The following is a 10705-nucleotide window of genomic DNA, read 5'->3' on the forward strand; positions in this document are numbered from 1 at the left end:
GATGGGGATCCGGATAGAACCCATGGCACCGGCCGATATCGCAGGCTGTGTGGAATTGGAACAGCTGCTGTTCCCGGAGGACGACCCGTGGCAGGCCGTATCGTTCCGCTCGGAACTGGCGGCCCGCTACAACCGCTACATCACCGCGCGCGACGAGTCCGGGAAGATGGTCGGCTACGCGGGGATCGCGCTGCTCGGTGACGCCGAGCACCCGGAAGCCGAGGTGCATACGATCGGGGTCGATCCCGCCTACCACCGCGCCGGTATCGGCACCATTCTGCTGGAGGCCCTGCTCGCCGAGGCCGGGCGCCGCGGCGGGCCGGTTTTCCTGGAGGTGCGCACCGACAACGCGCCGGCGATCGCGCTCTACGCCAAGCACGGCTTCCACATCATCGGCCTGCGCAAGAACTACTACCACCCCAGTGGCGCCGACGCGTACACGATGCGTCGTCCCGCGCTCGAAGATGTTCCGGCGGGGGTTGTCCCGCGAACCCCGGACGGGGTGCTGTCGTGATCGTCATGGGAATCGAGAGCTCCTGTGACGAGACCGGCGTCGGGATCGTGCGGCGCCATCCGGACGGCAGCTGTGAACTGCTCGCCGACGAGGTCGCCTCGAGTGTGGCCGAACATGCCCGCTTCGGCGGTGTGGTCCCCGAGATAGCGTCCCGCGCCCATCTCGAGGCCATCGTGCCGGCCGTGCGCCGCGCCCTGTCCACCGCCGGGATCGTCGCCCCCGATGCTCTCGCGGTAACCATCGGGCCGGGGCTCGCGGGTGCGCTGCTGGTGGGTGTGGCGGCCGCGAAAGCCTATGCGGCGGCCTGGGATATCCCGTTCTACGCATTGAACCATCTCGGCGGTCACGTCGCCGTGGACACGCTCGAGCACGGTCCGATGCCGCCGTGTGTGGCATTGCTGGTTTCCGGTGGGCATACCCATCTGCTGCATGTCGAGGATCTGTCGCGGCCGCTGGTCGAATTGGGCAGCACCGTGGACGACGCCGCCGGCGAGGCTTTCGACAAGGTGGCCCGCCTGCTCGGCCTGGGCTATCCGGGTGGCCCAGCACTCGACGCGGCCGCGGTGACCGGTGACCCGGCGGCGATCGCTTTCCCGCGCGGCATGACCGGGCCGCGCGACGCCCGTCACGACTTCTCCTTCTCCGGCCTGAAAACCGCGGTTGCCCGGTACGTGGAGGCGCAGCACCGGCAGGGCGTCGACGAGCTCCCGATACCCGATATCGCGGCTTCGTTCCAGGAAGCGGTCGCCGATGTACTGACCATGAAAGCGGTCCGGGCGGCGCAGGACGTGGGCGTGGACACCCTCGTCCTCGGCGGTGGCGCCACCGCGAACACCCGGATCCGCTCGATGGCCGAAGAACGTTGCGCCGCAGCGGGTTTGACACTACGGATCCCGAAACCGCGGCTGTGCACCGATAACGGCGTGATGATCGCCGCACTGGGCGCCCATATGATCGGCGGCGGCGCCGAACCGTCGCCGCTGTCGGTGGCCAGTGATCCGGGGCTGCCGGTATCGGTCAGCCAGGTGAGCTGAGCCGGCCACAGTCACGCACTGATTACGGGCGCCTGGATGGTCTGTCGATCAGGGTCCGCGCGTCGGGCGACGGCGCGAGCGGCGGCGTGGTGCGGATACCTATCCCGCAGACCCCGTTCCGGGGAGTCGGGGTGCCGGTGCGGGTGGCGGGGGTGTGACCTGGAAGGTGGTTTCGGTGCTCTGGGTGCCGTCTTCGGAGGGGGTGTCCGAGGTGGACGGTGAGTCCGGGGCAGGTCGGTCTTCGAGAGGCGGCGGTGGGGCGAGGGCGCCCGGTCCCAAGCCTTCCGGGAACGGGATGGGCGGCAGGTTCGGATCCGGGCGCAGAGTCGGCTGCGAGGACGGCGGGGTGGTGGACGTGGTACCGGTGATCGTCGTCGTCGGCTCGCTGGGGGTCGGTTCGCCGCTGGTGGACGGCGCCGTGCCGGTACTGGGCTCGGTGGTCACCGGCGGTTCATATGTCGGCTCGTAGGTCGGAGTATAGGGTTCGTCACCGGTGGCCGGTTCCTCGATCGGCTGCGGTGCCGTTTCGGTGGTGGTCGGCGCCACCGTGGTGGGGTCGGCCGTGGTGGTGGGCGGGACCTGCGCACTGCTGGTCGTTCCGGCCGGGGAGACCTCGTCGTCGGAATTCGGTGTGCCCGTGTTCACCCCGTACCCGACGATCAGCCCGACCACCACGATCGCGCCGGCGACCGTACCGAACGCCTTGAGCAGGGTGTTCCCGGACTTGTCGGGGGTGAGTGCGCCGATCGGCGCGGCGGAGCTGGCGGTATCGGCCAGCAGCGCGGCACCTTTGGCGATCACGGCGTCCGGGTCCGGCACCGTCAGTACGGGCAGACCCAGTTCGCTGCGCAGGGTTTCCAGTACCGCCGGGATATTCGCCCCGCCGCCGATCACCACGACCGCTTCCGGGGCCCGGTCGGCCAGGCCGAAGGTCATCGAGGTGAACCGGGCAAGTTCCCGCAGCAGGCGGGCGGCGAGCAGTTCGAAATCGGTACGGGTGAGTTTGAGCGGCCGACCGGCGATATGGTCGATGGTGACGGCCTGGGTGACCGACAGATGTTCCTTGGCGGTACGCGCCCGGTTGATCAGCACACTGCGATTGGGCCGGGTACCGCGCCGGGCATAGTGCTGATCGACCAGGTGCCGGTACAGCAGATCATCGATCGCGCGCCCGCTGACCGTGGTGCTGCGAGCGGTGTGCAGGACCGTACCGTCGGCCGGATCGGCCACCGAGACGGTGCAGCCCGAAGCGCCGAGGTCGATCACCGCGACCGTGCCGTATCGGTCCAGCAGGCCGGTATCGCGCAGGAAGGTGAGCGCCGCGGTGGTTTCCGGGACCAGTTGCGGTTCGCGGTGTTTCCCGGTCGCCATCCGGATCGCCTGGGCCTGTTCCTTACCCCGGTAGGCCACGGCGACACCGGTGGGCGGGCGCTCGGCGACGACGTCGAGGCCGGAGGTCTGGGGGGTGGGAACATGCGGTCCGAAAACGGCTTCGTGCTGATGGCTCGCGGGCAGCTGCGTGGTCATCAGCTCGATCGAGGACGCAACGAGATCGCCGAGGTCGGAGTGTTCCTCCGCCGAGACGACCCGGTAGTCGAACTTCCGCGCACCGTTGGCCGCGGTGGTGACCAGTGCGGAGCACACCACCTCGTTCCCGGCGGAGATGCCGAGCGACGTACGCATATTCTCTTCACCTCCCTTCGAGCGGAACCTCGTCGTTCGCGCCGGCCGGTCCGGACATGGGGCGAGGCTGTTCGCGAAACCACCGCCGTCTGCGGGGAGCGGTGGGTTCGCGAACAACCATCACCCATGGTGCCACGATCTGTTATCCGAACGTTACAGAGTCGGAGAATCATTGGGAAGCCCTGTTTCTCTCGGGCTACCCGCCGTAGTCCGACCCAACCCGGCGACCAGCGACCTCGTTGTCTGGCGTGTTGGTGACAGCAAGATCATTCGCCGTGAATACGGCCCGATCGGCGGGTTGGCACCTCCTGCCCTTGAGCGCTGGCACTCTCATGTATAGAGTGCTAGTTGGCACCGATTGTTGCCCGGTGCCAGGCTTGACTACTGAGCAGGCGGTCCCGGCACCCGCGACGACGGGGCTATGCGCAGGGTCAGCATCGTGACCGAATCGATGGTCCGGGACAACAGTTCCGGACGACCGTTATCCCCTGAAAGTGGAGGGCTCAACGTGGCGAGCGTGAACATCAAGCCGCTCGAGGACAAGATCCTCGTCCAGGCCAACGAGGCCGAGACGACGACCGCCTCCGGCCTGGTCATCCCTGATACGGCCAAGGAGAAGCCGCAGGAAGGCACCGTTGTCGCCGTCGGCCCCGGCCGGTGGGACGACGAAGGTGAAAAGCGCATCCCGCTGGATGTCGCAGAGGGCGACACCGTCATCTACAGCAAGTACGGCGGTACCGAGATCAAGTACCAGGGTGAGGAATACCTGATCCTGTCCGCGCGCGACGTGCTGGCTGTCGTCGGCAAGTAATCCGACTGCCGCGCATGCATTCCGCCCCGGTGTCGAACGCTGACCCGGGGCGGAGTGCGTTGTGCCACACAACTCGAAGCGCACCAGATACAGGAGCGAAGACATATGGCAAAGCAGATCCAGTTCGACGAGCAGGCTCGCCGGGCACTGGAGCGCGGTGTCGACAAGCTCGCCGATGCGGTCAAGGTCACTCTCGGCCCGCGTGGCCGGCATGTGGTGCTGGCCAAATCGTTCGGCGGCCCCACCGTCACCAACGACGGTGTCACCATCGCGCGTGATATCGATCTCGAGGACCCGTTCGAGAACCTCGGCGCCCAGCTGGTCAAGAGCGTCGCCACCAAGACCAACGATGTGGCCGGGGACGGCACCACCACCGCCACCGTGCTCGCCCAGGCGATGGTGCGCGGCGGTCTGAAGAACATCGCGGCGGGCGCCAACCCGATCGCCATCGGTTCCGGTCTGGCCAAGGCCGCCGACGCGGTTTCCGAGGCCCTGGTGGCCGCGGCCACCCCGGTCGACGGGGAACAGGCCATCGCCCAGGTCGCCACCGTCTCCTCGCGGGACGCGGAGATCGGCGAAATGGTCGGCAAGGCGCTGACCACGGTGGGCAAGGACGGTGTCGTCACCGTCGAGGAGTCCTCCACCATGCAGACCGAACTGGTGGTCACCGAGGGTGTGCAGTTCGACAAGGGCTACCTGTCGCCCTACTTCATCACCGACGGCGACAGCCAGGAAGCCGTGCTCGAGGATGCGCAGATCCTGCTGCACCGCGAGAAGATCAGCTCCCTGCCGGACCTGCTGCCGCTGCTGGAGAAGATCGCCGAATCCGGTAAGCCGGTTCTGATCATCGCCGAGGACGTCGAGGGCGAGGCACTGTCCACGCTGGTGGTGAACTCCATCCGCAAGACCCTCAAGGCCGTCGCGGTCAAGGCGCCGTTCTTCGGTGACCGCCGCAAGGCGTTCCTCGACGATCTGGCCGTCGTCACCGCCGGTACCGTGGTCAACCCGGACCTGGGTATCAACCTGCGTGAGTCGGGCCTCGAGGTACTGGGTTCGGCCCGCCGGGTGGTGGTCACCAAGGACACCACCACGATCGTCGACGGCGCCGGTACTCAGGACGATATCGCCGCCCGCAGTGCGCAGCTGCGCCGCGAGATCGAGGCCACCGATTCCGATTGGGACCGGGAGAAGCTGGAAGAGCGGCTGGCCAAACTGGCCGGCGGTGTCGCGGTGATCCGGGTCGGTGCGGCCACCGAGACCGCGCTCAAAGAGCGCAAGTACCGGGTCGAGGATGCGGTCAGCGCGGCCAAGGCGGCCGTCGAGGAAGGCATCGTGCCCGGCGGCGGTACCGCGCTCGTACAGGCCGGTACCAAGCTGGACAGCCTGATCGCCGGCTTGTCCGGAGACGAGGCCGTCGGTGCCGAGGTGCTGCGGGGTGCGCTGCGGGCGCCGCTGTACTGGATCGCCAGCAACGCCGGCCTCGACGGTGCGGTTGTGGTGAGCAAGGTCGGTGAGGGCAAGGAGGGCTTCAACGCCGCCACCCTGACCTACGGTGATCTGCTCACCGACGGCGTCGTGGACCCGGTCAAGGTGACTCGCTCGGCCGTGATCAACGCCGCCTCGGTGGCGCGGATGGTGCTCACCACGGAAAGTGCCGTGGTGGACAAGCCCGCCGAAGAGGAAGACGACCACGGGCACGGGCACGCCCACTGATCCGATTTCCCGGTCGGCTGCCGGCCGGAATCGGTAGGGACACAGAGAACGGGCCGTTCACACTCTGCGTGGAATGTGAACGGCCCGTTCTCGTATCGGCCGCCGCTCGCCGATGGGCGGGGCGGCCGCCATACTCTTCTTCAACCGGAGCAACCCGTCTCTGATCCGGGATTTGACGGTCGGCAGCCCGATTTCGAGCTGCCGCGCGACCTCCGCGTAGGTGCGGCCGTCGTAGTAGGCCAGTGAAATCGCCTCGCGCTGGTTCTCGGTGAGACTGCGCAGACCGACCACCACGGCCTGATGGTCGAGTTTGCGCTCGACCTCCTCGATGACCTCGTCGTAGTCGTGCCCGAGCACCCGGGCGCCGTAGGCGATTTCCCGCTGGGTATGCGCCTGCTCGGCACGCACGCGGTCGACCGCGCGGCGATGGGCCAGCGTCAACAGCCAGGTCACCGCCGAACCGCGGGCCGGATCGAAACTTGCCGCGGTACGCCAGGTCTGCAGGTAGACCTCCTGCGTGGTCTCCTCCGCGAACCCCGAATCCTGTAGGACACGCAACACCAGACCGAAGACCCGCGTGCGGGTTCGATCATAGAGTTCGGCGAAAGCCTCGGCGTCCGAATGGCCACAGCGCTGCAACAGCGCTGAGAGCTCCGTACTCTCGTGTGTCATCGGTCATAACAATAACCCCACGCTATGACCGAGACCGTATGTGGCCCCGCGGAAGAGACGGTGTCGCGCCCGCTGGTGAAGACGCCCCGGCCTGCCGGGCAGCGCCGAAACAGGCGCTGCCACGGCAGACGCCGGCGAAGCGGGCTATACCGCCATCCGGCGCCGGTTGCGGCGCGCGTGCATTTCGCGTTCGGTTTCCGACATCCCGCCCCAGATTCCGTAGGGCTCACTGACCTTCAGCGCATGAGACCGGCACTGCATGAGCACCGGGCAGGTCCGGCAGATTTCCTTCGCGCGCAGCTCGCGAGCTGCCCGGGCCCGGCCGCGCTCCCCGTCGGGATGGAAGAACACCGCCGAGTCCACACCCCGGCAGGAACCGCGCATCTGCCAGTCCCAGACATCGGCGTTCGGTCCGGGAAGGTGGGTGGGCATGGGCATGGGTTGAACTCCTCGTAGACGCGAGCTCGTCGGCATTGTCGAGCGAGTGATGGGTCAACTTCTCGGGTGGTGCCCGGCGTCCGTATGAACGCGCGGACCGTAGGCATACCGGGCGATTTTTCGCCCGGCGCCGTTCGTGGCGATGAGTTACGTTAGGGGTAACGGGGAAATTCCGTCAACAGTTCGGCGCGCTGATTTGTCGAATATTTTGCGGCTTGAATTTAACCCGTCCGGCTGTTTACTTCCGCTAATCTTCCGGCGATACTGTGTGGTTACCCCGATGCCTGATTCTCGATCCGTCGGCGCTGGTCGGCCTTTTCGCAGGTGAGGATCTACGGCCGGGGTCGCGGGATCGGTCCGGACCGGAATGCGTACACGATCGGAGCGCGGACCGGGGCGGGAATCGCTGATCTCGGTACGATTACAGATGGCGGCCGGGCGGCTTCCAGGTTAATTAAGCGAAACGTTGCGGAATTCGATGCGTATCCGCTCATGGATTGATGGGTGGAGTTTAACCTGATCGAAACACTGGTGATTCGATTAATGCTGAAAGATTGCTGAAACACTCGCAGCGGATCCGTCCGGCCGATTCGCCGGGCGCCGATCCGGGTGTGTCTCGGTACAGTGCACCGGTGTCCGCCCCGGTTCTCCCCTCCGAAACCCCTTCCCACCGGCTTGCCGGCTTTGCTTTCGGCTCGCGGCAACACTGGTCCGCTGCCGAGTTGCCGGAGCCGGGCTGCAGTGTCGAAATATGGTGGCGAGCCGTGGCGTTGGGTGGTACAGGCCACTATGCGGCCGCCCGTACCGCATTGCGCCGGCTGCGGGCGAGCACCACCGATCCGGTGCTGCTCTCGCTCGCCGCATCCACCGAGGGTTCCTTGCGGCGTCAACTCGGCTGGCATGCGCGGGCCGCGCACGACGACGGGCTCGCCGCCGCGCTGGTACTGCCGCGATTGTCCGGCGTCTCGCCGGCCGGACTTCCGCGCCCGGCGCTCATTTATCCGGACGCCCCGGGGCGCCGCAATCCGGACGGTCTGCTCGATGCCGCGGGTGCCGCAGGCGGTGAGATCGCCCCGGGTGTTGCGTGCGGTGGGGTCTGCGCGGGTGCTGGGGTCGCCGCCGCGAGTGCTGGGCTCGGCGTGGACGCCCTGGACGCTGCGGGCGCCGCACCTCGGCGACCGGACGATACGGAGGCGGCCGGCTATCAGCGCGTTCCGGACTCGATCGACGCCGCGGCCGATGCCCTCATCGGCCTCGCCGCCGACGCGCTGGGCACCGGCAGGCTCGCGCTCGCCACCAGGTTGCTGGACCGCTGCGCCGCGCTACTGGAGGACGAGTGTCCCTCCGGCTCGACCGGTGAGGGGATCGCGCGGGGGGAGACGGGGGGCGCGGCGGTCGATCGCTCCCGTGCGCTCGTCCGGTTGCACTGGGTACGTGCCGAAACCGCACTGGCCGGTGGCCGGGGTGAAGCAGCCCTGGCCGCGGCGGAGGTCGCGCTGGCATCGGCCGAGCACGGCCCCTCGATCCGGCACCGGGTGAAATCGCGACTGCTGGTCGCCGCGGCCGCCGGCGTGACCGGCGATACCGCGCGGGCCGTCGAGCTCGCAGCTCTGGTCGAGGAGCAATGCCGGGAAGCGGGCCTGGTGCCGCTGCGCTGGGCCTGCGCCATGTTACGAACCGGACTACCTGCGCCCGGCGCGGGACCGGCCGCCGGACACGCGTCGGCGGCGGCCGACGCGGAGGCGTGTCGTGCCCTCATCTCCAGGCGTGGCGGGCGATTTCGCGACAACGGAAGGTAACCCAGGTTCTACCGTCTCGACCCGCGCGGGCGGCCGTGTCCTATTGTTGATCCCGTTCCGCTGGACCGGCGGAAGCACAGGTCGTCACCGGCCGTGCCACTTTGTAACGCCAGGAAATCCGCTGACGATGACGCACACGGGCGAAGAGTTGGACCGCGCCGTCGCCGCTGCCGCGCAGGGCGACAGGTCTGCTCTAGCTCAGGTACTGAAATTGGTCCGTCCGCTGGTGATGCGATATTGCCGCGCGCGGATCGGTGCTGCGGAGCGTGGACAACTCTCCGCGGACGACGTCGCGCAGGAGGTCTGTCTAGCGGTCATGACCGCCCTACCCAGGTATCAGGACCAGGGTCGGCCGTTCATGGCCTTCGTATACGGAATCGCTTCGCACAAGGTCGCCGACGCCCATCGCAACGCCTCCCGTAACAAGGCGGAGGCGATGGCCGAAGTACCAGATGTCATATCCACCGACCACGGACCGGAGCAGCGAGCTCTCGAATCCGAAACGAGCCGGCAGATGAACACTCTGCTGGCCACGTTGCCGGAGAAACATCGGGAGATCCTGATCCTGCGACTGGTGATGGGTTTGTCAGCGGAGGAAACCGCGACCGCCGTGGGCAGTACGGCGGGAGCGATACGGGTCGCCCAGCACAGGGCGCTCGCAAAACTGAAGGCACAAGTGGCGAGGGCAGGTGAAATATATGGCTAGGGATGGCGGGCGCGGTCGGGGCGACAAGTGGGCGCGGCGCGTATCGCGGAACACCGATCCCTACGCCGAGGGCTCCGGTGCCGGGTCCGAACCGGTCGATATCGGCGCGGTTCGTCGTGATGACGAACTGATCGACGCTATCGCCCGGGGCGGGCCCATACCCACCGAGAGCACCGAGGAACTCCAGCTGGCGACATTGCTGGCGGATTGGCGGGCCGAGATCGTGGCTCCGCCGCTACCGGACGCGCCCGATCTCGATACCGTCGTCGCGGCGGTCAATCAGGAGATCGGTGCCCGGCAGGCGCGGGTCAGCGCGCAATCCGGCGGGCGGCTGCGGCTGCTCCGCCCGATCGCCACGACGGCGGCCGCGCTGGCTCTGGTGTTCGGTGGGCTTTCGGTGTTCTCGTATCAGGCCGAACCCGGCGATGCGCTCTGGCGTGTCAAAGAGGTGGTCTTCAGCGAACAAGCACAGAGCACCGTTGTGCAGTACGCCGACGACAATCTGGCCGCTGCGCAGGAGCTGCTCGACGAGGACAAACCGGATCAGGCCAAGGCCCGCCTCGAACAGGCGTCGGCCAATGCCTCGCAGATCGACGATCCGGTCAAACGCAACGAGCTCGTGGCCCGATGGCGCGAGCTGGTCGACAAGGTCGGCCAAGTCGCTCCGGAGATCGCCGCAGAGCTGGAGGAGAAGGCTCCCGCGCCGGATCCGGAGGCGCCGGTGAAGCCGGTCACGCCCGGGGGCACCTCCGAGCGTCCCGGCGCCACGGTGACCACCACGCCCGCGCCGGGTCAGCAACTCCCGATGCAGGCTCCCGGCTCCGGAGACGATCGGCCGACGGCGCCCGATGCCACCGCGCCGGTCCTGCCGTCGCCGGACCGGCCGGCACCCGATACGGACGCTCCGGATACCCAGGCGCCGGATACCCAGGCGCCCGATATCGCACCGGACGACACCACCGACGCGAACACCCCTGGCCCGACCACTCCGGCCGGGCCCGGGGCAGATTCGGTGGAGCCGACCACGCAGGCCCCACCGTCCACGATCAGCTCACCCGGCCCGGCCGAGCCGTCGGTGCCGCAGGTTCCGCAGGTTCCGCAGACCGGAGTGCCGTCGGCTCCGACGACGATCGTTCCCGGCACGCCCACCAACTGAAACGCGGCTCGCCTCCCGAATTCGGGCGCGGTTCGTGAACTGATATCACCGTGTGGCCGTTAACCCCGAGGTGGACGGCCACACGGGTTTTACGCGTGATGCGGCGGGCTGTGCGTTCAGACCCTGGTGCGGGCATGCGAAAACGATCGGCCGTCGTATGGCGGTCGATCATGCCGGAT

10 protein-coding genes are annotated in these 10705 nt (G+C 67.8%); 7 read left to right on the plus strand and 3 right to left on the minus strand.

The genetic code is table 11. From position 1 onward, the window contains the following. The first annotated feature begins 1 nt into the window (after position 1). Both rimI and tsaD read left to right on the plus strand, forming a co-directional pair. Positions 2 to 514, plus strand: a complete 513-nt coding sequence (rimI, locus tag QH195_RS14860; RefSeq protein ID WP_280421643.1) for a ribosomal protein S18-alanine N-acetyltransferase — start codon at positions 2 to 4, stop codon at positions 512 to 514. Further along, on the plus strand, positions 511 to 1548 hold the full coding sequence (tsaD, locus tag QH195_RS14865) for a tRNA (adenosine(37)-N6)-threonylcarbamoyltransferase complex transferase subunit TsaD (protein ID WP_280435796.1): 1038 nt from the start codon (positions 511 to 513) through the stop codon (positions 1546 to 1548). The genes rimI and tsaD overlap by 4 nt, the downstream gene beginning before the upstream one ends. 99 nt (positions 1549 to 1647) lie before the next feature. Here the strand turns inward: tsaD and QH195_RS14870 are convergent, their stop codons facing one another. Next, positions 1648 to 3231: an Hsp70 family protein gene (locus tag QH195_RS14870; protein WP_280435797.1), complete on the minus strand. Its 1584-nt coding sequence runs from the start codon at positions 3229 to 3231 to the stop codon at positions 1648 to 1650. A 508-nt stretch (positions 3232 to 3739) separates the two neighbouring features. Between QH195_RS14870 and groES the strand changes: the two genes are divergently transcribed. After that, positions 3740 to 4042 (plus strand): co-chaperone GroES, encoded by a 303-nt coding sequence (groES, locus tag QH195_RS14875; RefSeq protein WP_033243423.1) that lies wholly within the window; start codon positions 3740 to 3742, stop codon positions 4040 to 4042. A gap of 105 nt (positions 4043 to 4147) precedes the next feature. Next, a complete protein-coding gene (groL, locus tag QH195_RS14880; protein WP_280435798.1) occupies positions 4148 to 5755 on the plus strand; it encodes a chaperonin GroEL in 1608 nt (535 codons plus the stop codon). 57 nt (positions 5756 to 5812) lie between these two features. On the opposite strand, the gene sigK is transcribed toward groL, so the two are convergent. Together sigK and QH195_RS14890 are read right to left on the minus strand one after the other, a co-directional pair. Continuing rightward, a complete protein-coding gene (gene sigK / locus QH195_RS14885) occupies positions 5813 to 6427 on the minus strand; it encodes an ECF RNA polymerase sigma factor SigK (protein WP_280421633.1) in 615 nt (204 codons plus the stop codon). A 144-nt stretch (positions 6428 to 6571) separates the two neighbouring features. After that, a complete protein-coding gene (locus QH195_RS14890) occupies positions 6572 to 6865 on the minus strand; it encodes a WhiB family transcriptional regulator (protein WP_062973464.1) in 294 nt (97 codons plus the stop codon). Positions 6866 to 7629: 764 nt separating this feature from the next. Between QH195_RS14890 and QH195_RS14895 the strand changes: the two genes are divergently transcribed. The 3 genes from QH195_RS14895 to QH195_RS14905 all read left to right on the plus strand — a co-directional run bounded on the left by QH195_RS14895 (position 7630) and on the right by QH195_RS14905 (position 10526). Then, positions 7630 to 8664: a hypothetical protein gene (locus QH195_RS14895; protein ID WP_280435799.1), complete on the plus strand. Its 1035-nt coding sequence runs from the start codon at positions 7630 to 7632 to the stop codon at positions 8662 to 8664. Between the two features lie 127 nt (positions 8665 to 8791). Continuing rightward, positions 8792 to 9370, plus strand: a complete 579-nt coding sequence (locus QH195_RS14900; protein WP_033243420.1) for a sigma-70 family RNA polymerase sigma factor — start codon at positions 8792 to 8794, stop codon at positions 9368 to 9370. Continuing rightward, the gene (locus QH195_RS14905) at positions 9363 to 10526 is read left to right on the plus strand and encodes an anti-sigma-D factor RsdA (protein ID WP_280435800.1); all 1164 of its coding nucleotides are present in this window, start codon (positions 9363 to 9365) and stop codon (positions 10524 to 10526) included. The genes QH195_RS14900 and QH195_RS14905 overlap by 8 nt, the downstream gene beginning before the upstream one ends. The last annotated feature ends 179 nt before the right edge of the window (positions 10527 to 10705 follow it).

Source organism: Nocardia carnea, assembly GCF_029868855.1.
In the GTDB taxonomy this organism is placed as follows: domain Bacteria; phylum Actinomycetota; class Actinomycetes; order Mycobacteriales; family Mycobacteriaceae; genus Nocardia; species Nocardia carnea_A.